A 26210-nucleotide genomic window follows, 5' to 3' on the forward strand; every position below is an offset into this window, starting at 1 on the left:
TTATGTTAGCTATGCTATGAAAAGGAGGTGCTTTTATGACTGCACAAGCATCACAACAGAAAAAGCAAAGTAAGTTAAATACTTCGGGAAAATGGATTGGTGGTATTGTATTCACTTTTTTTATTGCCATGCTTGGATTCCTATTAGCAAAAGTTCCCGGCTTTAACCAGGTTGGCCAGCTCGCCTGTGCTATTATTATTGCTGTTATTTACAGACAAATTTTCGGTTATCCGGAAGCATTGCGCTCTGGAATTACGTTTTCTTCAAAAAAGCTGCTGCGCTTAGCTATCATTTTGTATGGATTGAAACTAAATATTGATACCGTTTTTCATGATGGGCTGGGGCTGCTTGTCCGTGATGCTTTTGTTATTCTATTTGCAATAGGCGTGATGGTCTGGCTTGGTAAACTATTTAAAGCAGATAAAAACATTACTCTGTTACTTGGAGTTGGTACAGGGGTCTGCGGAGCTGCTGCAATTGCAGCTGTTGCCCCAATTATAAAAACAAAGGATGAAGATACCGCAATCAGTGTCGGGATTATCGCAATGATGGGAACTGTTTTTGCAATCGGCTATTCTTTAATACAGCCTTTATTGCCATTAGTGCCCGTGGAATATGGAATTTGGTCGGGAATCAGCTTGCATGAGCTTGCCCATGTAGCTATCGCTGCAGAGCCGGCTGGAGAGGATGCGTTAGCTGTCGCGCTGCTTGCAAAATTAGGACGCGTATTCTTGCTTGTGCCACTCTGTTTTATTCTTATTTATATAATGAAAATCAAAAATAAAGGAGAGCAGGGACAAAATAAAGTGGAATTCCCATGGTTCCTGATTGGTTTTATCCTGATGAGTCTTATTGGAAGTTATGTGGTTGGAAATATAATTCCTGTCTCCGATAGTGTAATGGAAGGTATTTCTGCCGCAACGACGTGGATCCTGACAGCCGCTATGGTCGGATTAGGCTTGAATGTCAGCATTAAAGATTTGCGGTCTAAGGCTTTGAAACCGCTGCTGGCAATTACGGTTACATCTATTCTCCTTTCTGTTGCTGCTTATTTTATTATTTAAATACGTTATAAAATGTTATGATAAGTGGACAAAATAAAACTATCGGAGGTAACTGATATGTCCACGGAATTTATACTAATTATTGTTATTATTTTGGGTGGTATCTACCTGTTAACATTACGAAGCAGAAACAAGCACGTTGATGGACAGGATAAAGAGCGGAAAACTCCAGAAGAAATTCTCCCGGAAGTTCAGCAAAGACTTCAATCTGGTGAGGATAAAATTAAATTGATTAAGTTTGTACGTATAGAAACCGGACTCGGGTTAAAGGAAGCGAAGGATTTGGTGGAGGGAAACTTTAAAATGAATTCTCCCGCTACAGACACAGAGCTTCAGCAAAAAGTGGAAGTAATGCTTCAATCAGGAGACGGACCAATTAAAGCAACAAAATATGTACGTGAGCAAACAGGCCTCGGCTTAAAGGAAGCAAAAGACTTTGTAGATCATGTTAGAGAAGAAGCAAATATGTAATCAGGCAGAATAACAAAACAGGGCAGCCCATGTAGCAGGCTGCCCTGTTTTTGTTGATTATTTTAATTCTTTTTTACGGAATTTAGCAAGTACCTCATAAACAATTGGTACAATGACGAGCGTTAACAGTGTAGAACTTGTTAAACCGCCAATCACCGTGACACCAAGTCCTTTAGAAATCAAGCCGCCGCCTTCAGCTCCAATTGCCAGCGGGATAAGTGCCCCGACTGTCGCAAGAGCTGTCATCAGAATTGGACGAAGTCTTGTAGAACCAGCTTCCAGCAGTGCTTCTCTGGTAGAAAGCCCCTCCTTCTCCTGATGAATAACACGGTCAATTAATACGACGGCATTGGTTACCACAATACCAATCAGCATCAATGCACCTATCATTGCGGAAACACTGAGTGGTTCACCAGCAATCCATAAGGCAACCAGGCTTCCTATCACTGTGAATGGCAGGGAGAACAGGATTGCAAATGGAGCTAATGCACCGCCAAAGGTAACAACAAGTACAAAGTAAACAATTGCAATTGCTGCAAGCATGGCAAGCCCCAGCTGCGTAAAGGAATCATTGATTTCCTGTGTTACTCCGCCAAACTCTACTTTCACGCCGCTTGGCAGATCTAGTTTACTAACCTGTTCATCTACCTCACTTGACACCGCTCCAGCATCATTTGTCTTTATATCTGCTGTAAGAGATGCATACATTTTACCGTCTCTGCGATCAATCGCATCTGGAGATTTTTCTTCTTTTACATCCATTACTTCTCCCACTGAAACCGTCGTTCCTAATGGTGTCTGGATTTCAATATCTGTTAAATCATCTATTGAATTATATTCTTTCTCTTCCGTCTCAACATAGACATTAATATCATCGCCATCATGTTTTACCGTAGTAAGAACCGGCGCTTCTCCGGCATTGCTCAAACTCATACCAACTTGAGCTGCAGTGAGTCCATATTGACTTAATTTTTCCTGATCAGCTACAAGCGTATACTGATCATATGCTTCTGACATACTGGATTCTGCTTTCTCCAAATCACTGTTATCTTCCAAAATAGGTAAAACCTGATCCGAAGCGGTTTGGATATCCTCCAAATTATCACCATACACATACAGCTCTAAGCCGCTGCCCATGCTGGCAAAGTCCATGCTCTTCCATTCGCCATTTTCCGTATCTTCATTCAGTGCATTAATTACCTTGGCAGGCTCCTCACTGAAATTCTCGAAATCATCATCATACTCAATAAAGAATAACGCAGAATTATCTCCGCCCATTCCCATCATACTAGTCATTGGATTACCGCCGCCGAGAGAATATTGATAAGTAGTGACACCTTCACGGTCACTCAGGAAGCTTTCCGCATTACTTGCAGCTTCTTCTGCTTCTTGTTGTGTTTCTCCCGGTTCAGGACTATACGTAGCCATAATCATTTTTTGTTCTTCATCCGGCAGGAAGCTTACGCCAATAACCGGAAGCAGGAATAAACTGAGTACAAGTACGACAACAGCACCACCAAAAGTAACCAGCTTATGGTCTAATACCCAATTTAAAATACGCTTATAAAAACGTGCCAATTTATTCGGCTTCTCAGCATGAACACTTTTTTCTTCAAACGTTTTGCTGTTTAATTTCTTATTATATAAAGAATGGGCAAGCATTGGAACAACTGTCACTGCTACTAATAAGGAAGCAGCGAGCGCAAAAACAACTGCCAGCGCAAACGGCAGGAATAGTTCTCCAACTTGACCGCTTACTAAACCTAATGGTAAAAATACTGCTATGGTTACAACAGTAGATGAAAAGATTGGTACAAACATCTGTCTGGTTGCTTCACGTATTAAATCTTTTCCATGTAATTTTTCATCCGGCAGAGACATTCTCCGGTATATATTTTCCATAACAACAATGGAATCATCAATCACCCGTCCGATAGCCACGGTTAAAGCGCCTAACGTTAAGATATTCAGCGTAATATCCATTTGCTGTAACAGGAATAAGGCTATTAATAAGGATAGCGGGATAGAAATGATAGAAATCAGAGTCGTTTTAATGCTTCTTAAAAACAATAAAATAATAACGACTGCAAAAATAATCCCAAATAAAGCCTTGCTTAGCATTGTATTTACAGACTGTTCAATTGGTTCTCCCTGATCAAACGTGGATGTTACTGTAAGCCCTAAATCATCTTCAAAATTTTCCGATTCAGCTTTCACATCATTTACCACGTCAACCGTATTCGCATCCGCACTTTTCACAATTTGAATACCGATAGAATCTTCCCCATTTGTCCGGGAAATAGATTCTGCTTCACCAATAACTTCAATATCTGCCAGCTCATCCAGCTGTACTGTTGGCATCTCAACCGGGATCTGCTGCCCCGCTTCTGCTTGATCAGGCATGCCACCATCTGCTTCCGCACCTTGAGCAGGGTCCATCATAGCCTGATCCTGGTCACCCTGTTCCGGCATTCCTTCAGAAGGAGCCATATCCTGCCCGCCGCCTGCTGCATCACCAGATGGTACTGCAGGGATTTCCAGCTCCTTTAAATCATCTACTGATGTAATGTCTCCATCAATCACCACATTTTTTACTTCTTTATCAAAAGTGGTTAATCCAAGCGGGAAAGTAACATCAGAGCCTTGGATAAGTTGTTCAACTGTATCCTGATCTAATCCGTATTCATTTAATGCATCTTCATCAAAGACAATATTAACCTGTTTCATCTGCTGCCCGGTAACCTGAACATCTGAAACTCCATCAATACCCTCTAAAGCCGGAACAACGTCCTGCTCAACACTGTTTGTTAATTCTTCTAATCTGTGTTCATTATCACTAATGCTTAAAGCCATGACCGGTAAGGCATTGATACTTAACCTGGAAACCTCAGGGTCTTCTGCTGCTTCAGGCAAAGAAAGGTCAGACAGCGCTTCATTCACTTCATCTGTCGCTTTGTCCATGTCCTTATTGAAATCAAATTCTAATTGAACAGAGGATACATTTGCCATAGAAGAGGAAGTAACGTTTTCTATCCCTTCTAAATTCTGCACCCGCTGTTCAATCGGTTCTGTTACTTCGTTAACAATTTCATCCGGAGCAGCACCTGGATAAGTTGTTATAACAGAAACATTCGGAAGCGTAATATCAGGCATTGTTTCCTGTTTCATGTTTAAGCCTGCATACAATCCCGTAACAACTACCATAATGGTAAGAATCCATATGGCAAATTTATTATTAAGCGAAAAATTAATAATCTTCTTCAAATAGTACACCTTCTCGTATAATATGTTTAAAATCTAAACGTTCAAATGACGTCCTGCCAGGTTTTGCAGACATAAAAATTTGCAAATGCAATCCAGGCTTATGTTCTTTTAAATTTGTTTATTTACTCTCTATATAACCCCTTTTTAAGTAAATCTATTTCAAACAGGTATTTATTCAGAGCATCTTCAAATGTACTCTGTCTGGCAAACTGCTTCATTAAATTTTGAAATGTTACAGCCATCATAATTTCCATTACATGAACAACTTCCTCATCGTTTGAAATGTTCAGCTTTTCCTTATCAATGCCTGCTATGACCTCTAAAAAAGATTTGCTTATTCCAGTTTCACTAAAATCACTAAATATTTTATTTTCCATCTTGTAATCCATATTTAGAAATACATTTCTAAAAAAATCACGATTTTTTTGTACCTGGAATTCTTTTAGCATTCTTTGGAAGGTTTCCGTAAAGGTTTCAAACAGATCCCCGTTATTTTTCTTCAAAATAGAGATAAATTCCTCACTATTCACCTTCATCTGTTTTTCTAATAAATAATAAAAAGCATCCTCTTTACCGTCAAAATACTGATAAAAGCTTCCTCTTGGTATATCTGCATTTTTAATAATATTTGAAACAGATGCTTTATTTAAAGGCTTATTAGAGAACTCTTTTTTAGCTGCTGAAAGTAAATTATTCTGTTTTTCTTTTGGTAAATTAAAAAATGTTTGCCTGGGCACAAACTCCCTCCTATCTAAATATGACACTTTGTCGCATCTGGACTTGATTAATCTTATATGATAAAGATTTTATTGTCAATTTTAAAAGCGACACATTGTCACTTCCAAAAAAATACTAACCATCATGGCTCATATAGGAAATATGATATATTTAATGCAGAACTCCGAATCATAATTATTAAGATAGATCACATATTATATAGAGGAGGTGTCGTTATGAAACCAGTGGAAAAAGTTTACGGCTACATAACAAGACTAAAAGATAATAAAATACAAGTACTTGTTTTTCAGCATTCCAATCCTGAGGCCGGAATACAGATACCTAAAGGAACAGTAGAAACGGGAGAAGAAATTGATGCTGCCATCATTCGGGAGATGCAAGAAGAAACAGGACTACAAAAGTTTAAAGTTGAAAAATTAATTGCAGAGGACTGTTGGAAAAATGATGATGGAGCTATTCATAACAGGTTCTTTTACAGGATAAATGTAACTGACGTCCTGGATGAATGGAAGTATCAGCCAACAGGAGGCGATGAAGAATCAGGACTGACGTTCCGCTACTTTTGGATTTCTTCTCCAAATGAAGCAGAACTCGTTCGGGGGCATGGAGATTACTTAGATTATATTTTTCAATAAGCTTTATCAATCTATAATTACACACCTGTAGATTCTCTTTCTTTTTCCTATTATTCTTCTTTTCGGCGCAATAGGTCTAAGTATAATACCTTCTCCAAAATAATGTGATAACTGAAAATACATAAGGAAGCCGCTCATTCAAATTATAGGAATGGAGCAGCTTCCTTTTTCTATAAGCTTATTCCGCATCAGCAACCTTTACAAGCTGTTTCCCAATATTCTCACCGGAAAACAGCCCCAGAAAAGCATCTGGAATAGCATGAAATCCATCATGAATGGTTTCTTCAAATTTTAATTCCCCATTAGAAACGGCTTCTTCTAATGCCTGATATGCTTCATCATAATGTTCTGCAAAGTCACCAACAAGCAGCCCCTGCATTTTCACACGGGATTTAATAAGAAATTGCTGGACTCGAAGACCAATATCTTTCTCTCCTTCTTCTAAGTTATATGCAGAAATGGCACCACATACAGGCACACGGGCGAATACATTTAACAGCGGCCAGACAGCATCTGAAATATCCCCGCCGACATTTTCATAATAGACATCAATTCCATCCGGGCATGTCTCTTTCAACTGTTCACTGACATTCCCTTTTTTGTATTCCACTGCAGCATTATATCCCAGAGTTTCTGTAATATACTTGGCTTTTTCCTCCGACCCGACGATTCCGACAACTCGTGCCCCAGCTTTTTTAGCCAATTGTCCTGCCACTTGCCCGACTGCTCCTGCCGCTCCGGAGACAACCACTGTTTCTCCTTCCTTCGGTTCTCCAATATGCATCATTCCAAAGTATGCAGTAAGTGCAGGCATGCCCAATACACTAAGCGCATTGCTTGGGCTTAAACCATTTGTTCTAACCTTCCGAACCTTATCTGCTTTGACAACATTATATTCCTGAAAATCAAGATTTCCAGTCACTAAATCACCTGAAGTGAATTGATCGCTGTTTGATTTCATTACCTGGCTGACATTCCCTCCCACTAAAGGAGCCCCCACTTCAAAAGGCGCTGCATACGAAGGTGCATCAGACATTCTTCCCCGCATATATGGATCAACAGAAACATATAACGTTTTTAGTAAAACTTCATTTTCCGCCGGTTCAGCAACTTCAACTTTTTTAAATTGAAATGTATCCTTATTCGGCAATCCATTTGGCCGTTCTTGTAATACCAACTGTTCTTGTTTCATTTCTATTTTCCTCCTTGATTTGCGATTGATAGAATAGTAATTAGTAATTACCATATTTCTCTTTTCCTTTCTATATACAAGTGTAAACATATTACATTCTCACTATCTAAATTTTTTTCTACTCTAGGCATGCAAAAAAAACTATTATTAGGTACAATAAGAGTCCTAAACCAACTAATGATAAGAAAACATTTACAGAAAGAAGGTTATTACATTGAGAACACAAAAAGTATCTCCGATGCCTTTTTTTATAGTAGGGATACTATTTTTAATTTTATTTGGCATTATTTCCTGGGGTGTGTATTTTGACAGCAGCTGGATCAGATCTTTTGATTTAACATGGATTGACTGGATCCAAGGTTCTATCTCGGAAGGTAAGACATCCTTTATTATGAAAATTACAGAGCTCGGCAATATGAAGCTGGTTATTGTATTAACGATTATTATTGCTATTGTACTATTCATTAAACGTAAGTTTGCAGAAGGATTATGGTTCGGCGGAACAATTCTTTTTTGTGCAGCAATCGGCGGAAAAGTACTAAAGAAAATATTTGACCGTGACCGTCCTACTTTTTTGCAGCTTATTGAAAAAACTAATGAAAGCTTCCCAAGCGGACATGCCACAGCAACAACGATTTTCTATGGATTTATTGGATTAGTACTTATACTTACTGCCATTCAAATTTGGAAAAAAGTAATTATCGGCTTCATCACAGTTATATGGATTGGCTATATATTGTTTACAAGAATTTATTTAGGCGTCCACTTCCCTACTGATGTACTTGCAGGGTTTTTATATGGAACAGCTGCCGTATTCATTTCTATAGGCGTCTATTTGCTTGTTCAACAACCCCTTCGTCATCTGCTTCGAAAACTGAACCTAGTTGATAAGAGTGAGACTTTTGAAAGAGCGGAAAATTACTAAATGAAGAGGTCAGAGGCACATCGAAATTACCAGACTGAAAAGCAATTAATTACATGAAATATCAATATATAAAAAGAAAAATCCGAACTTATTTGAATTCAAAAGAATTCATCATAATAGTTCGGATTTTTTATTGGCTGAAATATTTATATTACAGCCCTTTCGAAATTTGCGGCGAAAGAACATGCAGTTCACATCTGCATATAATACGTTGTCTCTCGACTTACGCAAATCAGCTCATCGCAATATAAAGTATAGCATTGTTTTAGTTAAAACACCATGCTGTTTTTTCTGCTTCTTATCGGACAGCTTCTCCATTACCTCATCTGTCAGACGCTTAATGGTTTCGCTCATGCCACTCTTTAACATAGTTTAATCTATCTTTAAATTTTTTCTCATTTCCCTGATCCGTTGGATAATAATACTGCTGTCCCTCCAATGAAGGCGGCATCGTTTTCATGGTTGTTAATTTATCCTGTTCATTATGTGAGTACTGATAACCTTTTCCATAATCCAGGTCTTTCATCAATTTTGTCGGTGCATTTCTTATTTGCAATGGCACAGGTTCATTGATAGATTCCTTTACATCTTTCTTTGCCTTCTGCCGTGCTTTATATACAGCATTTGATTTTGGCGCCAATGATAAATAAATAACTGCTTCTGTGAGGTGAACATCACATTCTGGCATTCCGATATACCGGCATGCCTGGAATACATCAGTTGTTATTGTCAGGGCACGTGTATCAGCCAGTCCAATATCTTCACTTGCAAAGCGGATTAATCTTCTGGCAATATATATCGGATCCTCACCTGATTCCATCATTCTTGAAAGCCAATAAATTGCAGCATCCACATCACTATTCCGCATCGATTTATGCAGCGCAGAAATAATATTATAGTGCTCTTCTCCACTTTTATCATATAGAAAAGAGGTTCGGGTAATCAGCTGTTCCAGATTAGACTCATTAATATAGAAGCCTTCAGTGCTTGTATCACTATTTAAAACAGCCATTTCCAGCGTATTTAGTGCGCTTCTTGCATCTCCATTGGAAAATTTCGCAATTGCTTCCAGACTTTGATCTGTTATTTGTATATTCTTATCACCAAACCCGTACGGATGATTTATCGCATTCTTTAACAGGTTTACAATATCAGGCAGTTCCAGCTGGTTTAAAACAAATACCTTGCTTCTTGATAAGAGTGCGGCATTTACTTCAAAAGACGGGTTCTCTGTTGTCGCTCCGATTAAAATAATACTGCCATTTTCTACATAAGGGAGAAAGGCATCCTGCTGTGCTTTGTTGAAACGGTGTATTTCATCAATAAAAATAATCGTTTTTTCGCCTAAATCAAGTCTTGCTTCAGCTTCTTTCATAATTACTTTAATATCCTTGATACTGCTGTTTACAGCAGAAAGATTAATAAATTTTGATTCCGTTTTATTGGCAATAATTTCAGCTAATGTTGTTTTCCCGACTCCCGGAGGTCCCCAAAAAATGATAGAGGTAACCTGATCATTTTCAATAATCTCGCGCAAAACCTTCCCGCGGGCTAATAGATGCTGCTGACCGGAAAATTCATCCAGTGTTTTTGGCCGGACCCGGCTCGCAAGTGGAGAATTTCTTTTATTATCCTCTGCAAAAAGTGATTCCTGCTTCATTAGGCTCACCCCTCTTTTGAATAATCTGTATGTTAAAGTTTAAACATTGTATTCTGAGACTAAAATCCGTAGCTGTTTTAACTTGGCTTCCTTACTGAAACCAAACTATAAAAGAACGTTTGTTCCATTATAACAAAGCCTTATTCAAATGCAAAGTTATTTAAATTAAAAAAAGAATTTATAAACACCTCCACTTTCGCACCTGAAAATAAGCATCTATACCTTCCTATTCCAGGATGAACATGTTCTTCATTACCCTGCTTGCATTTTGTTAAATCATCTTTCTATATGAAATGGAGATTATGTATAGCCCCGCTCCGACCAACCACTACGCTTTCCATGGGGACGGCTTCAGCTAACTTGAAAAGAAAACCGCTTTTCAAGTGGATCTTCAGCTCGCAACGTCCTGGGGTTGCGATTACTCGCTCCATCGGAAACATTTGTACGTCGAAAGCAAAGCGGTCCGCCGTAGCGGTAGCCTTACACGTTATCTTCTTTATAAATAGCGTTTATGCTTTGTCAAGAAATAGATGAAAGGAACGATTAACACCTGTCCCCAGGATAAGCAAGTTATTTTTTTAGGTGTGCAAGTTGAGTAAACACAAAAAGAACTGGTACAATCACAGCTCTTTTATTTTATCTTATCTTTCATCCTTAATAACTTGATAGGCTTATATATTATTAAATGCTAATTACCTTTATGTTATAATTAAATCAAACCATTTCCAAGGAGAGTGAAATATGCTGTTTATACAAATCCTTTTAGTTGTTATTATACTTGCCGGAATTGTATATTTAATATTTTTACGTAAAAGAAATAAATTTGACCCGTCACAATCACGCAGAGATCCTTTCGAAGTTATTTTAGAGGCTTCGGAAATGTTTGAAAACAAAGAAAATAATGCATCGCCCATTAAATTTATGCGCGTAATGAAATATGTAAAGCAAGAAACTGGAATGGGCTTCTTCGAGTTAAAAAGATATATACAAAATTCTACATCTCCTTATCAAAAATTAGAAGATCCTGAAATCGTACAACATTTAAAAGACATGCTTCAAAAGCCTGAAAATGAACATAATGCGGTTAAATATGTACAGGATTATAGCGGGTTAAGCTTCGAAAAGTCAAAGAATTACATTGACAAATTCAAAAAGGAACTGCTGTAAAAACCTTTACTTTTTTACAGCCTGTTTCAGGTCTATTTAATTTAATTTTACAAAAACACTTGACCTGAAATCGTTATCAGAAAGTACACTCAATTTAAGAAGTCAGCCTGGGACATATTTAGTATAGAATCTAAATATTATAATGAGTGTAACTGAAAAGGGCATGATCATATAATATTCCAGTATTCTTGCTAATCCCGGGCTATTCTTATTCTGTTATTGACTTTTTCGTAAAACAGCAGGCATCTTGAAAACCTGCTGTATTTTTTATAAGCCTTTATACTGTCGACCTTTCAATCAATTCAGCCGAAACTTCTTTATGGGAGATTTTTTCGGATATAACCTGTTCAAACAGAAGCTGTCCGATAGAATATAAAGGTATATCAACTGTAGTAATCCCCATTGCACGGGCTATCGGCTGATCATCAAATCCAATAACCGCCAAGTCCTCTGGTATTTTGAGTTGATATTTAGAGCTCGATGTAATTATTCCGGCCGCTACTTGATCTCCTGTAGCAAGTATAGCTGTCGGACGCTTTCGAAATGCTTCCATCTCTTTTAAAATGCGTTCCCCGTCATCTATGCTGAGACAATTTTTAAAAATATATTTTTCGTTATAGGGCAATCCTTTCAATTTTAGAAAATCACGGTAAGCACGTTCACGCTGCCTGCTGTTCGTCCCATCCAGCCTATTTATAGAAAAACCAATTTCCCTGTGCCCATGTTCATAAAGATATTCTAAGGCTTTTATAAAGCATGCATAATGATCAATAAATGTATAACTTAATGCTGTATCTTCCCCATCTTCAAAAAGAATGATATTACCATATTGCTGATAACTTTCCACTATATCCAGGGATATTTTTCTGGAACAAATGATCAGACTGTCAATCTGCTTTAATTTTAACATCTCCAAAGCTTCTCTTTCCTGATGCTCATGATACCCGGTCTGATAAAGCACCAATTTATATTGATGAATAGAAGCTGCCTGTGATATCCCTTGAACCAGATTTGAAAAATACGGCTGGTCAAGAAATGGCAAAACAACACCAATTAAGTTTGTTTTGCCTTTCTTCAAATTAACCGCATTAATATTTGGAATATAACCAGTTTCTATAATTGCTTTTTTGACAGCTGCTTCCTTTTCTTCCTTTACATAAGGTTGATTATTCAGCACACGTGAAACTGTAGTAACAGATACACCGGCAGCTTTAGCAACATCGTGAATATTCGCCATCTTCCTCACCCCAAGATTTATGTTTAACCTTTTTCATTACTTATATAGGTTGTCTGATATGAATCCCCTGTAATAATTAAACAGTTTAACCTGCCGCCATAAGCACATGCCCCATCAATGTCAATCTTCTTATTACCAAAAAAAATACTATTGTCTTTGCTTCCACGAATTGATTGCGTCGGCGTATGCCCGTGAACAACAGTAAAATCGTACGGATGATCAAACCCTAGAAATTCATGACGAATCCAGATTTTATCGTAATCAGGAGTATCCCGCCAATCATCCAATGACGGATCAATGCCTGCATGAATAAAAAGATGTTTTTCTGTTTCATAGTAATAAGGCAGGTTAGACAGGAATTCTAAGTGCTCCCTATCCTTTTCTTTGATCAGCTGCTTTGCAGAATGTAAATGTTCATCTGCAGCATCATCTGGAAAATAGTCCTCACCAACATAAGATTCCAGCGTTGTCATTCCCCCGTTAATTAAATAACGCCGTTGTTTGTCTGGATTATTACTAAATATAAACTCCAAAAACATTTGATCGTGGTTGCCTCTTAACGCAATGGCCCCCTCTTTTACAAGCTTCATTATGTAAGTAACCGTCTGCTTCGATTCAGGACCTCTGTCAATATAATCTCCGAGCAGAATAAGCTGGTCTTCATCCGGATTATACTCATTTAATTGCAACAGCTCTGTAAGCTCTCTATAGCACCCATGAATGTCACTGATAGCCAGGATTCTTTTGTTTGAAATGGTAATCACTCCTCTTTTCTGGTAATATTGTTTTTCGCTGTTTTTCGACTATCCATTACAACGATTGTAACATTAATAAAAATCCTATTGCTTTGGGGAATCTCCTACACTGTTAATAATACATTTTTTTAAAATAAGTTAACAAGGCGTCAAACTCCTGTATTTGTTTGTAGAATAACAATTTGTAATTTTTCTTTATTGCGCATTGCCCACATCTTCTAATTAATGGTGTTTTTATCATTTTTGTAAAAAAGTGCGTTAATTGAATTCTATTCTTTTTAACTATTCTATACTTTTTTTGCTGCAGCTTCTAGAATAACTGTCATCAAACACTTTTCAATCTAGAAAAATTCGTTTATACTGCTTACAAAGGGAGGTGAAAACCATGGAAAAAGAACCAATGTTAAAAGAAATACTGCATGCCTTAGAACTTCATTCACAACACATTGATAAAAGGTTTGAACAAATGGACTCTAAAATGGACAACATGCGTACTGACTTAGAAACAAAGATGGACAACATGCGCACTGACTTAGAAACGAAGATGGATAACATGTACACTGATTTAGAAGCCAGAATGGACAGAGGCTTTGATCACTTAGGAAAAAAGATAGATGGGGTACGAACTGATTTAACAGAAACGCAAGATACTACCGATTTTCTTTTAAGTAAAACTGCACAGCATGAGAAAAAACTCCGCCATTATTCTGAACAGCAATAACACCTTCCATATTATTTAATCCCAAAATGTTAAAAATCCCCTGCTGTATCATCGTTGTAATAGAGCGGGGGATGTAATTATTTACGATATATTTTTTGTCTGCTTTATCCTATAATACACTATTTTAGAAATTTATAAGAATATTGCTGTATACATAGAAAAAGAGCTATGCCGCAATAACATAACTCTTTATTTTCTATTTTTTCTAATGGCTATGGCCATGGTGATGCTCTGCGCCAATGTCATAATCTGTATGACACAGAATAGAATTTTCATGTGGATGTGTATTCGTTTCCACTTGAATGGTTACGTGTCCGATCCCTTTATGCCCTAACTCGTCCTCAACTGTACGAAGCAATAATTGGCTTTCTTCCACCATCATATTCCCGTCGACAATAATATGGCAGGAAAGTGCATTTTGCCCGCTTGTAATACTCCATACATGCAAATCATGAATCCCCTTGATGCCTTCTACATTCTCGATAGTCCTCACAATTTCTTTCAGATCTACATGAAGCGGTGCGCCTTCCATTAAAATGTGAACGGAATCCTTTGTGACACGCCAGCCGCTGATTAAAATCAGTGCGGCAACCAGTACACTCGCTACGGTATCTGCCCACGTCCATTGAAAGAAAATCATCAGCAGTGCTGCCACAATAGCTCCGACCGAACCAAGCAGATCACCGAGAACATGCAGGAAGGCTGCCCGCATATTCAAATTATCCTTTGTATCTCCTCCACGAAGCATGGTAAAGGCAACAAGAATATTTACTATTAAACCAATTACAGCTATAACCAGCATACCGGAAGACGCTACTTCAGGAGGATCAAATAATCTCTGAAATGCTTCATAAAAAATAAATAATGAAACAGCAAGTAATGTGACACCATTCAAAATAGCTGCTAAAATTTCAAAGCGTTTATATCCATAGGTCTTGGCATGATTTGCAGCTCTTTCTCCCAATATAAAAGCAACGAGAGCAATCAATAAGGATATAGAATCACTCAGCATATGGCCGGCATCTGCCAGCAGGGCCAGACTATTTGTTAAAATCCCTCCGATTACTTCGATAATCATAAACACAGTAATAATGATAAAACTGATCACCAGTGTTTTTTTGTTAGCACCATGCGTATGATCATGCCCATGGTGATGTCCCGCTCCCATACGAAAACCTCCTTTTATAAAATTAAATGAACGAATAAGTACCTGTTAACTATGACTTGCATGATCTATCATTTGTTTTAAAATAAGCATCACATGCTCATCATCCGGTGAATAATAAAGTGTTGTTCCCTCACGGCGATATTTGACAAGCCGTAAATTCTTCAGGAAACGCAATTGATGTGATACCGTCGATTGCCTGATATCTAAAGCCTCTGCGATTGCATTAACCGAGCATTCTTTCTTAAAAAGCAGATGTAGAATGCGGATTCTTGTTGGGTCGCCTAATGCTTTAAATGTTTGTGATACGATAAATAATGTTTCGCTGTCCAGATCTTCAGAAGAACTATTTTCCACTCTGTACTCCTCCAATGTATGAATTACCTCCTCTTATAAGTTTGGATAATAATATGATGATTTAATATGATATTCATTATATGCACATATTATCATATAAGCATATATATAGCAATTATAATAATACAACAAACGTACTGATCCTTCATTTCCGCTATAATTTGCTCACCAATAACTTGGAAGTCCTCCCTTTAAAAATAATATCCAACAAATATGGGTAACCTATTGCTATCTAAAATATAAAAACGGGGGATGACAATGAATAAATTATTTATGATTTTCGTTTTCATTGGATTGCCGCTCTCCATCATTGGTTCTATCTTTCATTGGTCAGCCACTATTATGTTCATCATCTATTGTTTGACGATTATCGCTTTAGCTGGCTTTATTGGCAGGGCCACTGAAAGTTTAGCAATCGTTTTGGGTCCAAGAGTTGGCGGTTTACTAAATGCAACTTTTGGAAATGCAGTTGAACTTATTATTTCTATCTTTGCACTGAAGGCTGGACTTATCGGGATTGTACTGGCCTCATTAACAGGTTCTGTATTAGGTAACTTACTGCTTGTCGGTGGACTTTCCTTTTTTGTAGGCGGCCTAAAATATAAAAGGCAATCTTTCAGCATTTATGATGCACGGCATAATGCAGGGATGCTAATTTTTGCTGTTATTGTTGCCTTTGTTATTCCTGAAGTGTTTACTCATACAATGAATGAACAGGAAACAATGATTTTAAGTGTCGGGATAGCTGTTATTTTAATCATATTATATTTGGCGGCATTGTTATTTAAGTTCGTCACTCACCGCGGGGTTTATCAAACAGACAATACACAAAACGAGGCTGATCACGAGGAGAAACCTGAGTGGGGAAAGGGAAAAGCAATTGCAATCCTGGCACTTGCAACGGTTGCTGTCGCCTATGTTTCAGAGCATTTGGTTTCGACCTTTGATACTGTCGGGGCTGCCTTTGGATGGTCCGAATTATTTATCGGGATAATTATTGTCGCCATTGTCGGGAACGCGGCAGAGCACGCTTCCGCAATCATCATGGCATTTAAAAATAAAATGGACGTTGCTGTTGAGATCGCTGTCGGATCTACATTGCAGGTAACCATGTTTGTCCTGCCGATTCTTGTTTTGTTATCTCTCTTCTTTTCCACTTCGATGCCGCTTGTTTTTACATGGCCGGAATTAATCAGTATGGTAACAGCTGTATTATTAATGATTACTATATCGAATGATGGTGATTCCAACTGGTTTGAAGGACTGGCTTTATTAGCAGCTTATGTGATTATGGGAATCGGATTTTACTTTATTTAAGAATTGAACAAGAGATACGTTTTACATCATTTTTATATCAACAGTGTTTATACAGCCATTGCCTCTTGCATGTAAGGGGTAATGGCTGTTTTATGCGTGGACTTTTCATTTATAATAAAAAATTCTGTTTTATATCCAATCCCTTGATACATTAATTCCTTCCTTTTACCTCCTAATTAGTTCACTTTATAAATTCTTTAGAATTGTATTTTACAATCACATTATTCGTTACAATACATTATTATTTTGTTTCAGAAAGGAAGATGGAATAATGAATTTTAAACCAGCCAATAAGCGGATAATACTTTTGGATATCGTCCGGGGTTTGGCTATTTTGGGGATTCTTTTAATTAATATGCTTTTTTTCACTACCTCTTTGCAGGCTATTCAATTTCAATTGGAATTATGGCCTGACTGGTGGGATCAGACAGTTCAATCCTTTCTTGATTTCTTTGTCTCCGGTAAATTTATTGCTATTTTTTCTTTTTTATTCGGGTATGGCATGATTTTAATGAAAGACAGTGCCTCGAAAAGTGGGCGACAATTTACTCCTATATACACCCGACGCCTGCTTGCATTACTTTTGTTCGGACTGATACACGGATGGTTTATCTGGTATGGAGATATTCTTTTTTATTATGCTTTACTTGGTTTTCTCCTGTTGCTCTTCCACAAACGTACTGCAAAAACACTGCTCGTATGGGCATGTATTCTGCTTCTTCTTATTCCCGGGCTCATGCTGTTCAGCGGTACAGATGGAAGCTATGAGCCTAATCCGGAATGGATGGATCAGGTTCATCAATTGGCAGCTGCTGATGAAGCAACATACAGCAGCGGTTCCTGGGCAGAAATTCAAGAGCTCCGGATGAGAGATTGGAACTCCTCCGTAGTGAATCAAATTATCTTTTATCCGCAAATTCTCGGGATGTTTCTGCTCGGTGCTTATTTCGCAAAGAAAAAATGGTTCTCAAATATAACTGAAAACCACTCTCAACTATTGCATATCTGTCTATGGACTGGCGGTATCGGCTTTTTGTTCCAGATCGTCCCCTTATTGTTAAGCTTGACCGGGACTGGGACCACAGCATTAACCGACCGGTTGGAGGTCATTCAGCATTTGCTTGGAAGCCCGCTAATCGGTGTGTTTTATATCCTGTTCATTGCTCTTTTAATTCAGAGAAAAACATGGATGCAGATATTAAATCCATTAGCTGCCGTTGGACGTATGGCTTTTACGAATTATATCATGCAATCTGTTATCTGCACCTTTATTTTTTACAGTTATGGCCTTGGCTGGTTTGGTCAGGCAGGGCCGGCAGCAACCACACTGCTCGCTTTGTTAATATTTGTACTGCAAATAATCTGCAGTACACTTTGGCTTCGTTATTTCCGGATGGGGCCTTTAGAATGGGTGTGGAGAGGAATTACTTATTTATCCATACCGCCATTGAAAGCTAAGAAATCTGTCAAAGATTAATTTATCAATAGTTCCTTGGGACGAAGAAAGAATGATAGCAGGCAGAAGTCTTTATCTTCTTATTAAAAGCTACTGCCAGTATTTTTTTAAGTACTGGCGGTAACTTTTTATTATAATCCTATTTATTTTAGTATCAAAAATCTAAGACGCTAATTTTTAAATAGTGGAAAGTGATTTTCTTAGCTGTCATGTAAACTGGAAAATTATATTGTAAATGGCGGAATATAACGCCCATCAACGTCTGTAAGTCCATATTCCTCTGCTAATTCTCCAGCTCTGAACACTTGACCGCTTTTCTCCATCACATTGGGATCATTTGCTAACGCAGCTATCCCCCGTCCGACATAATATGGTGTTTCCGATTGCTTTAAATCATCCGCTTCCTGCCAATGCGATTCATCTGCACCATGATATTTCAACACAAGCTCGGTTCGCATAAACCCTGGAGAAACAGCAAGAACAGCAATATTATCTTGTTTTAATTCAACAGAAAGACCATATGCCATCCGTACCAGTGTATTTTTAGCTAAATCATAATAAAATTGTCCAGTATACTTGCCATGATCCCAGAACGTTGTATGAATAATAAGTGCTTGTTTATTTTTACGGAGCAAAGGAACTGCAAAATGATTTGTTGCCAGTTGAGCACGAACACCTGCTGTAAACATCGTATCCCAATTTTTCAGTGACAGGTCCCAAAAGGGGTTTCCGTCTACACCCAGGTCATGTGCACCCCACACATTATTTATCAAAATATCCAGTTTTCCCTGCTCTTTACGAATTTGGGAAATAACAGCCTCTGTTTCTTCGTCCTTCGTATGGTCGCACCGTACCGCGATTGCTTTTCCACCGGCAGCTTCTATTTCTGAAACAGTATCATCAATAGTTCCCGGCCAATTATTTGTAGATGCTCCCTGGATACTTCGACCCGTGACATATACCGTTGCGCCAGCCTTCCCCAGCTCTGCAGCTATGCCGCGTCCTGCTCCTCTGCTTCCGCCTGTGACAAGAGCTACTTTTCCATTCAATGTTTTCATACTCTTCAACCCTTTCTTCATTAGATATTTTCATTATAGAGATTAATTCTTGACATCTATTGTCATATTTCATTTAATATATATAATTCATTAGAAAAAAAGGTGATTTTAATGCGAGGTGACCGTTTAATATCGATTCTTTTAATGTTGCAGTCTCATGGCCGAATGACGGCTAAAGAATTATCGGAAAAGCTGGAGGTCTCTGAACGGACAATTTATCGAGACATGGAGGTCTTGAGCGGATCTGGTATTCCTGTTTTTGCCGATCGCGGAAAAAATGGCGGCTGGTCTCTGATCGACGGATATCAGACAGATTTAACCGGCTTAAAAGAATCAGAAATACGTGCTTTATTTGTACCAAGTTCACCACAATTACTTGAAGATTTAGGGCTGACCCGTATTTCTGAAGATGCCAGAAATAAACTGATTGCTTCCCTTCCCGCTACCTTTCGTGACAACGCAAAAGATGTATGGAGCCGTATTCATATTGATACCAGCTCCTGGCGGGGGACAAAAGAAAAAATAGCATCCTTTGAAGTTCTGAAAAATGCGATATGGGAAAATAATAAATTGGGTATCCTCTATCAGCGAGCAGATGGAGAGACCAATAATTATATCGTGCAGCCGTTGGGACTAGTTGCAAAAGGGAACAGCTGGTACCTGATTGCCGCTAAGGAAGATGGAGATATAAGAAATTATCGTGCTTCACGAATTCAATCTGCAATGCCAAGAAAGGAAGCCTTTGAAAGACCAGTTGATTTTGATATTGCAGCATATTGGAAAAAATCTAAACAAGCATTTATCAAGGCCTTACCGACTTATGTGGTATGGGTTAAGGCTTCTGGGGAAGTTCTGTCGAGGCTTTCCTTTTCAAATTATTTTGTGCGGGTAATAGAGACTAAATCTATTGACGAAAAAGGATGGGCACTTATGAAATTAGCTTTTGATACAAAAGAAGAAGCTAAGAGATTTATTCTTGGATTTGCTGATCAAATGATTGTTACAGAACCAGAAAATCTCCGTGCAGAAATTCTTCGGATGGCAGAAGCTGCTGTTGCACAATATAAGAAGTAAACTATATTTAGTAAGATGATTTATTCACCTTCTGACAAAATATAAGACAAACTCTTCCAGAATTGATAAACTACTTAACATGAATCTAAAAGAACGGAGAAAATGCTATGGAAAATATTGCTCTAGTCAGTATTGTCGTTATTATTGTTGTCGGTATCTTTTCTCAATGGCTGGCTTGGCGGATTCAATGGCCTTCCATTGTTATCATGTCCATTGCCGGGCTATTGCTGGGACCTGTTCTCGGTTTGTTCAATCCGCAAGAAGCACTGGGCAGCCTCTACAGTCCGTTAATTTCGCTTGCAGTTGCCATTATTTTATTTGAAGGCAGCTCCAGTCTTGATGTACGTGAAATCAGAGGTGTATCTAAATCCGTATTCCGAATTGTTACTTTCGGTGCTTTCATTGCCTGGATTGGCGGGTCTCTTGCTGCTCATTTTATCGCAGGCTTGAGCCTTGAAATTTCCTTCATTATCGGCGGCCTGTTTATTGTAACAGGGCCAACTGTTATTCTGCCCCTGCTGCGGAACGCAAAATTAAAACCGCGTACGGCAGCTGTACTTAAATGGGAAGGTATTATTGTTGATCCATTCGGTCCACTGCTTGCATTATTTGCTTATGAAATTATTAAGGTGCTTACAACAGACAGTCTGCATGCAAATTACATATTTAATTTCTTTCTCAGTGCTATTATCGCCATTGTTCTCGGCTATGTGATCGGTATGCTGGTCAGCTTAATGATCAGCAAAGGCGTATTTCCCGAATATTTAAAAACACCGATTATCATTTCCTTTCTACTGCTTTGTTTCACAGTGGCGGAGGTTATCATGCATGAAACGGGTATGCTCGCTGTTACGGTAATGGGGTTAACAATCGGCCGTACAAAACACTATGTTTCCTCAATTGGTCATGATGTCAGTCATTTTGTCGAAAATATTTCTGTCCTGTTAACATCTACCATTTTTATTTTGCTGACGGCTTCCTTAACACGTGAGACCATTGCAGAAATGTTCACGTGGCCAATAATCGGTTTTGTTCTTGTCATGTTATTTATTGTACGGCCATTATCGATTTGGCTCTCTACTATAGGCACTGAGCTTGCTAATTCTGAAAAGCTGCTGATTGGCTGGATCGCACCACGGGGTATTGTCGCCCTGTCTGTTTCCGGATACTTTGCAGCAATTCTCCTGAATGACGGTCATGAAGGAGCGGCAATGCTGACAGCTTTAACCTTTGCGCTTGTATTTATTACTGTTTGCGCACATGGTTTTTCACTGCGGCCAATCGCCAAAGCGCTCAAGCTGGCCAATGATACAGCACCCGGCGTTCTATTAGTGGGAGCAAACAGCTTTTCCATTGCATTAGCAGACTATTTACAGAAGATGGATTTGCCAGTCTTAATCAGTGATTCTTCCGCCACACAGCTCCAGCCTGCAGTAAATAAGAAAATTCCTGTTTACCATGGGCTGATTCTTGCAGAGCATAGTGAATATGAAGTAGACCTGACACCTTATGAGACAATTCTTTCCTTAACTGGAGATGCTGCATTTAACGTCCTTGTCAGCCAATCGTATGCGCCAAAATTTGGTCATAATCATACATTTACGCTCACCAGCAGGAGTTACAAGCAAGAGGGCTCGAATAAGATTCCGTTTGCAGGAAAAGGACATCTTCTGTTTCAGGAAGATGCCGTATTTACTGAGTTAAATAAGAAAATCAATACTGGCTATACGATACAAGAATTTCCGTTGAAGCAAAAAGGGAAAATTGAAAAGGATCAGCTGCCGGAGGATACTGTGCCGCTGTTTATCAAAAAGAAGAATGATACTATTCAGCTGATTACATTGAGAAATAAAATAACATTAGATGAAGGAGATCAGCTTGTTGTTTTGCAGAAGAGCAAATTAGTATAGCAGAAAGATAAAGAAACTGGATTAAAAACTCATCTATATATGAAAAAGCATCTTCGAAGTGATATTTTCTCATTTCGGAGATGCTTATGTAAATAACAGTACTTTGACATTACTTTTGGATAACTCAATGAATTTCCTGGTCTTCTCTGATTTGTTCACCTGTAAAAACGAAAAGCAGTACGTGCTGCTTTTTAAATCGAATTTGTTTTATACATCAAATATAAGAAATAGGGTGCACCGATTATTGCCACAACAATCCCCGCCGGAATTGTACCAATTGATAAAACAGTCTGACCGATCGTATCGGCAATCACCAGCAGAAATGCACCTGTCAATAATGCGATTGGCATGAAAAGCTGGTGCCTCGGTCCGACGAAAGACTTTGCAATATGCGGCCCCATTAAACCAATAAAACCGATGGAGCCAACCACTGCTACAGCAACAGAAGACAAAATAACAGAAATAATAAGTAAAATAAGCCTTTCTTTATCCAAGTTCATTCCTAAACTCTTTGCTGTTTGATCATTTGTATTGATAATATTTAGACTGCTTGATTTAAAGAATAAAAATGGAATAATGATTAATATCCACGGTAAAAATGCAAGAACAAAGGACCATTCATCTCCCCAGATATTCCCTGCCATCCAGGCAGCAATAAATTCAGCCTGATCTTCATTAAATTTCCGCATCATTGTTATAGAGCCTCCGGATAGCGCTGCAGATAGTCCGACACCTATCAAAACCATATTGGCCGGACTAATTCCTTTGCCTTTATTATAACTGAACAGAAAAATCAGCAGTGCAGTCAATATCCCTCCTGCTGCGCTTATCAGCGGCAGAACATAAATAAAGGTATTGGGGTTTACTTGTCCGATAACAATAAAAACAGTAATAGCAAAACCTCCACCTGCATTTATGCCAAGAATCCCAGACTCTGCCAATGGATTTTTAGTGATACTCTGGATGATGGCACCGCTCATGCTCAGAGCCATTCCGGCAAGCAGGGTAATCAGCATCCTAGGCATTCTGAATTCCATTAAAATTAAGTTATCCTTGAATTCTCCTTGTCCAATCAATGTTTTCAAATAAGCGGATAAATCCATTTTATATTCACCGGAGGTAATGCTCCAAGTGACTGCCAAAAAAAGCAGTACTAATAAAACAGAGCATACTATTATCTGTTTTCTTTTCAGCTTGGAATCAATCATATCGTACGCCCCCCTTTTTTAATCAAATATAAAAAATAGGGAACACCTATAAAGGATATAATTGCGCTGACAGGGGCTTCTCCCATTAATCTGGCAACAGTATCTGCACTGACCACCAGGCAGCCTCCTAAAACAGCGGTCAATGGGATAACTTTTTTATAATCTGTACCAACTAAAAACCTGGAAATATGCGGAACCATTAAACCAACAAATGCGATTTGCCCGACTATTGCTACAGAAATTCCGGCAAGAAGCATACTCAAAAGCATTGTTCCTGCCCGTATGAGCTTCACATTCTGTCCCAGCCCTTTTGCAATAGATTCACCTAAATTCAGGATAGACAATTGCCCGCTTATAAGAATAAAAATAACTACGATAATAGCCACAACAGGAATACCGGTATATAACTGCTGCCAGGTAGTTCCAGAAACACCTCCAGAACTCCAGAATATTAAAGATTGATTTAATCTAAAATATAATGCAATAGCCTGGCTTGCCGCACTTAGCAGAGCGCTGACTGCAGCCCCCGCCAAAATAAGCCGGACAGGATTAAATCCGTCTTTTCTGGAACGCCCGATCATCAGCACCATAGTTCCGCCAAGCATTGCACCAATAAATCCAGTTAAAATTAAAAGCGGGAACGTTATAACAGGTGAAACTGCGTAAGTCAATGCCAGCATCAAAGCAGCTCCCGAATTCAAACCAATTAAACTGGGATCAGCAAGGCTGTTTCTCGTGACACTCTGAATTCCTGCTCCAGAAACTGCAAGAGCAACACCAACTAATAAAGCTCCGATATCTCTGGGAATACGGACATCTATAATAATATTATGATTCACGTCCTCTGGATCATAGTTAAAAACGGCATTTAGAATTGTTGAGGTATTTATATCAGCACTGCCATACACAATTGATATCCAAAACGTTATAACGAGAATGATACAAGCAATGGTAAAAATAATACTAAAATGAAAAGGGATTTTGTTCTTCAATTCCATAACTATTAACTCATTTCTTCACTTGATTTCAACTTTTGAATACTTTCTGTTAACTAATTGGTAATTTGCTATCATTGGTTTGCCAGTCAGCTTATCCTGCATCAGTTCAGCATCAATCTGGAAAACTTCAGCAAGCAGCTGACTTGATAAAACCTCTGGTATATTACCTTGTGTTATCACTTCTCCATCCTTCATGGTAATCATGTAATCCGAAAAACGAATAGCCTGATTAATATCATGAAGTACCATTACAATTGTTGTTTGCTGTTTTTGATTCAGCTCTTTTATCAATTCCAGGATTTCAAGCTGATGTGCTATATCAAGGAAAGTCGTTGGTTCATCCAGAAAAATAATATCTGTTTTTTGAGCAAGTGCCATGGCAATCCATACTCTTTGCTTTTGACCGCCGCTCAGATCATTGATTATTCTATGCTTAAACTCGGTTATGCCTGTAACTTGCAAAGCCCAATCTATTACCTCTACATCCTCTGGAACTAAACGTCCGAACCCTTTTTGATAGGGGTATCTTCCATAAGACACTAGTTCCCCAACGGTTAAACCATCAGCTACCTCTGGAGATTGAGGTAAAATAGCAATTTTTTTAGCAATCTCCTTAGAAGCCGATTTATTGATATCTGTTCCATCTAAAGCGATTTTTCCTTTTTTTATCGGAAGAAGTCTGCATAATGCTTTCAATAAAGTCGACTTTCCACAGCCATTAGGACCGATAATCGAGGTTATTTTTTTATCGGGAATCCCAATATCCAAATTCTCAATAATAATCTTATTCCCGTAGGCAATGGTTAAATTTCTTCCCGTAAGACGATTCATAGAGCTCCCTCTTTTTTATTAAATTAATCTATTATTTTATTTCATTGCATCCAGCTGCTCTTTAATGATATCTCTCTGCGCTTCTAATGAAATAGGATCATTATATCTCGTCACAGCTAAATCTAATTCAATCACCCTGTTTTCCTGAACAGCTTCTGCGTTTTTCCATACTGCTGATTCCGTTATTGGAGCTTCCTCTCCTTCTGTAGCTAACACAATAAAATCACCAGCGTACTCTGGAAGCTCTTCTGTAGACAGCTCCACATTAAATTGATCTTTTGTGACTTCTGCCAGTGCTTCCGGCTGTACAAATCCGTAGCCATCGTATAATATTTCTCCACCGCGCCCATAATCTGTATTAAATGAAACCAGCCCTTTTGGAGTTGATTGGAAAATCGAAAGTGTACTGTCTCCTATTAAATCTTTATATTCTTCTGTATCCTGAGCCATTTTTTCTTTCCATTCATCCAGCCAGGCCTGTGCCTGATCTTCCTCTCCTACAAGCTCTCCTAATAATCTTGTGTTATCTTTATACGTGCTGATCATCGAGTCAAACGTTACAGTAGGAGCAATTTGCTGCAGTTTATTTAAATTGGGATCCGTCGCTGTTGCAACAATTAAATCAGGCTCTAAATTGATAATACTCTCTACGTCCTCTGGATCTATGCGTTCAATCCCTTCTGTTGCCTCATTCAGAACCTCGTCCTGGTCGACATAAAAGCTTACTCCAACAGGCTCATGTCCAAACTTAAGTAATGCACCTATGTATGTAGGGTGAAGTACAACGATTCGTTCAGGATCAGCAGGTACTTCCACTTCATCTCCGCTGTCAGTCGTAAATATTTTTGTTTCAGTCTCACTTGATTCATTACTTTCTTCATCATTTGCCTCAGCATTATTTTCTTCCTGGCTATTATCATTACAGGCTGCTAAAAATATTAAAAATAGTGCACTGATTAAAAAGAACAAGCTTTTTTTCATGGTGTTTCTCTCCTCTTTTTTGTGTA

General features: G+C 38.4%; 23 protein-coding genes. 10 read left to right on the forward strand and 13 right to left on the reverse strand.

All coding sequences use genetic code 11. From position 1 onward, the window contains the following. The first annotated feature begins 35 nt into the window (after positions 1-35). Both BN1068_RS16595 and BN1068_RS24320 read left to right on the forward strand, forming a co-directional pair. Positions 36-1064: a YeiH family protein gene (locus tag BN1068_RS16595; protein ID WP_077603930.1), complete on the forward strand. Its 1029-nt coding sequence runs from the start codon at positions 36-38 to the stop codon at positions 1062-1064. Between the two features lie 57 nt (positions 1065-1121). Further along, positions 1122-1535, forward strand: coding sequence for a ribosomal protein L7/L12 (locus BN1068_RS24320; RefSeq protein ID WP_077603931.1), 414 nt, complete (start codon positions 1122-1124; stop codon positions 1533-1535). Between the two features lie 57 nt (positions 1536-1592). On the opposite strand, the gene BN1068_RS16605 is transcribed toward BN1068_RS24320, so the two are convergent. Both BN1068_RS16605 and BN1068_RS16610 read right to left on the reverse strand, forming a co-directional pair. Beyond that, complete coding sequence (locus BN1068_RS16605; protein ID WP_077603932.1) at positions 1593-4799, reverse strand: efflux RND transporter permease subunit; 3207 nt, start codon at positions 4797-4799, stop codon at positions 1593-1595. 122 nt (positions 4800-4921) lie between these two features. Next, positions 4922-5536, reverse strand: a complete 615-nt coding sequence (locus tag BN1068_RS16610) for a TetR/AcrR family transcriptional regulator (RefSeq protein WP_077603933.1) — start codon at positions 5534-5536, stop codon at positions 4922-4924. A 216-nt stretch (positions 5537-5752) separates the two neighbouring features. Here BN1068_RS16610 and BN1068_RS16615 point away from each other — a divergent pair, with 216 nt between their 5' ends. Then, complete coding sequence (locus tag BN1068_RS16615; protein WP_077603934.1) at positions 5753-6172, forward strand: NUDIX hydrolase; 420 nt, start codon at positions 5753-5755, stop codon at positions 6170-6172. 178 nt (positions 6173-6350) lie between these two features. Here BN1068_RS16615 and BN1068_RS16620 read toward each other — a convergent pair whose 3' ends face one another. Continuing rightward, the gene (locus tag BN1068_RS16620; RefSeq protein ID WP_077603935.1) at positions 6351-7364 is read right to left on the reverse strand and encodes an NADP-dependent oxidoreductase; all 1014 of its coding nucleotides are present in this window, start codon (positions 7362-7364) and stop codon (positions 6351-6353) included. A 214-nt stretch (positions 7365-7578) separates the two neighbouring features. Here BN1068_RS16620 and BN1068_RS16625 point away from each other — a divergent pair, with 214 nt between their 5' ends. Next, a complete protein-coding gene (locus tag BN1068_RS16625; protein WP_077603936.1) occupies positions 7579-8289 on the forward strand; it encodes a phosphatase PAP2 family protein in 711 nt (236 codons plus the stop codon). A 337-nt stretch (positions 8290-8626) separates the two neighbouring features. Here the strand turns inward: BN1068_RS16625 and BN1068_RS16630 are convergent, their stop codons facing one another. Then, positions 8627-9949, reverse strand: coding sequence for a replication-associated recombination protein A (locus tag BN1068_RS16630; RefSeq protein ID WP_077603937.1), 1323 nt, complete (start codon positions 9947-9949; stop codon positions 8627-8629). A 741-nt stretch (positions 9950-10690) separates the two neighbouring features. Here BN1068_RS16630 and BN1068_RS16635 point away from each other — a divergent pair. Further along, positions 10691-11116 (forward strand): hypothetical protein, encoded by a 426-nt coding sequence (locus BN1068_RS16635; RefSeq protein ID WP_077603938.1) that lies wholly within the window; start codon positions 10691-10693, stop codon positions 11114-11116. A 277-nt stretch (positions 11117-11393) separates the two neighbouring features. Here the strand turns inward: BN1068_RS16635 and BN1068_RS16640 are convergent, their stop codons facing one another. Further along, positions 11394-12353 (reverse strand): LacI family DNA-binding transcriptional regulator, encoded by a 960-nt coding sequence (locus BN1068_RS16640; RefSeq protein WP_077603939.1) that lies wholly within the window; start codon positions 12351-12353, stop codon positions 11394-11396. A 23-nt stretch (positions 12354-12376) separates the two neighbouring features. Then, positions 12377-13117 (reverse strand): metallophosphoesterase family protein, encoded by a 741-nt coding sequence (locus tag BN1068_RS16645; RefSeq protein WP_139344856.1) that lies wholly within the window; start codon positions 13115-13117, stop codon positions 12377-12379. A 376-nt stretch (positions 13118-13493) separates the two neighbouring features. On the opposite strand from BN1068_RS16645, the gene BN1068_RS16650 reads away from it, so the two are divergent. Then, positions 13494-13829: a hypothetical protein gene (locus tag BN1068_RS16650; protein WP_077603940.1), complete on the forward strand. Its 336-nt coding sequence runs from the start codon at positions 13494-13496 to the stop codon at positions 13827-13829. Positions 13830-14034: 205 nt separating this feature from the next. On the opposite strand, the gene BN1068_RS16655 is transcribed toward BN1068_RS16650, so the two are convergent. Both BN1068_RS16655 and BN1068_RS16660 read right to left on the reverse strand, forming a co-directional pair. Further along, a complete protein-coding gene (locus tag BN1068_RS16655; protein ID WP_077603941.1) occupies positions 14035-14997 on the reverse strand; it encodes a cation diffusion facilitator family transporter in 963 nt (320 codons plus the stop codon). 45 nt (positions 14998-15042) lie between these two features. Then, positions 15043-15351: an ArsR/SmtB family transcription factor gene (locus tag BN1068_RS16660; protein WP_371863287.1), complete on the reverse strand. Its 309-nt coding sequence runs from the start codon at positions 15349-15351 to the stop codon at positions 15043-15045. Positions 15352-15609: 258 nt separating this feature from the next. On the opposite strand from BN1068_RS16660, the gene cax reads away from it, so the two are divergent. Both cax and BN1068_RS16670 read left to right on the forward strand, forming a co-directional pair. Continuing rightward, positions 15610-16668, forward strand: a complete 1059-nt coding sequence (gene cax / locus BN1068_RS16665; RefSeq protein ID WP_397334294.1) for a calcium/proton exchanger — start codon at positions 15610-15612, stop codon at positions 16666-16668. A 271-nt stretch (positions 16669-16939) separates the two neighbouring features. After that, positions 16940-18145, forward strand: coding sequence for a DUF418 domain-containing protein (locus tag BN1068_RS16670; protein ID WP_077603944.1), 1206 nt, complete (start codon positions 16940-16942; stop codon positions 18143-18145). Positions 18146-18348: 203 nt separating this feature from the next. Here BN1068_RS16670 and BN1068_RS16675 read toward each other — a convergent pair whose 3' ends face one another. Further along, positions 18349-19182: an SDR family NAD(P)-dependent oxidoreductase gene (locus BN1068_RS16675; RefSeq protein ID WP_077603945.1), complete on the reverse strand. Its 834-nt coding sequence runs from the start codon at positions 19180-19182 to the stop codon at positions 18349-18351. Between the two features lie 111 nt (positions 19183-19293). Between BN1068_RS16675 and BN1068_RS16680 the strand changes: the two genes are divergently transcribed. Both BN1068_RS16680 and BN1068_RS16685 read left to right on the forward strand, forming a co-directional pair. Then, complete coding sequence (locus BN1068_RS16680) at positions 19294-20256, forward strand: helix-turn-helix transcriptional regulator (RefSeq protein ID WP_077603946.1); 963 nt, start codon at positions 19294-19296, stop codon at positions 20254-20256. Positions 20257-20363: 107 nt separating this feature from the next. After that, positions 20364-22166, forward strand: a complete 1803-nt coding sequence (locus BN1068_RS16685) for a cation:proton antiporter (protein WP_077603947.1) — start codon at positions 20364-20366, stop codon at positions 22164-22166. Between the two features lie 191 nt (positions 22167-22357). Here BN1068_RS16685 and BN1068_RS16690 read toward each other — a convergent pair whose 3' ends face one another. Genes BN1068_RS16690 through BN1068_RS16705 form a run of 4 tightly spaced genes read right to left on the reverse strand, consistent with a single transcriptional unit; the run spans position 22358 to position 26184 of the window. Then, a complete protein-coding gene (locus BN1068_RS16690) occupies positions 22358-23374 on the reverse strand; it encodes a FecCD family ABC transporter permease (RefSeq protein ID WP_077603948.1) in 1017 nt (338 codons plus the stop codon). Continuing rightward, positions 23371-24372, reverse strand: coding sequence for a FecCD family ABC transporter permease (locus tag BN1068_RS16695; protein WP_077603949.1), 1002 nt, complete (start codon positions 24370-24372; stop codon positions 23371-23373). The genes BN1068_RS16690 and BN1068_RS16695 overlap by 4 nt, the downstream gene beginning before the upstream one ends. Before the next feature lie 18 nt (positions 24373-24390). After that, entirely contained in the window at positions 24391-25203 is an 813-nt protein-coding gene (locus BN1068_RS16700; protein ID WP_077603950.1) for an ABC transporter ATP-binding protein, read from the reverse strand. Between the two features lie 36 nt (positions 25204-25239). Continuing rightward, complete coding sequence (locus tag BN1068_RS16705; protein WP_077603951.1) at positions 25240-26184, reverse strand: ABC transporter substrate-binding protein; 945 nt, start codon at positions 26182-26184, stop codon at positions 25240-25242. Between the last annotated feature and the right edge of the window lie 26 nt (positions 26185-26210).

Source organism: Oceanobacillus sojae, from assembly GCF_900162665.1.
Taxonomy (GTDB): Bacteria; Bacillota; Bacilli; order Bacillales; family Amphibacillaceae; genus Oceanobacillus; species Oceanobacillus sojae_A.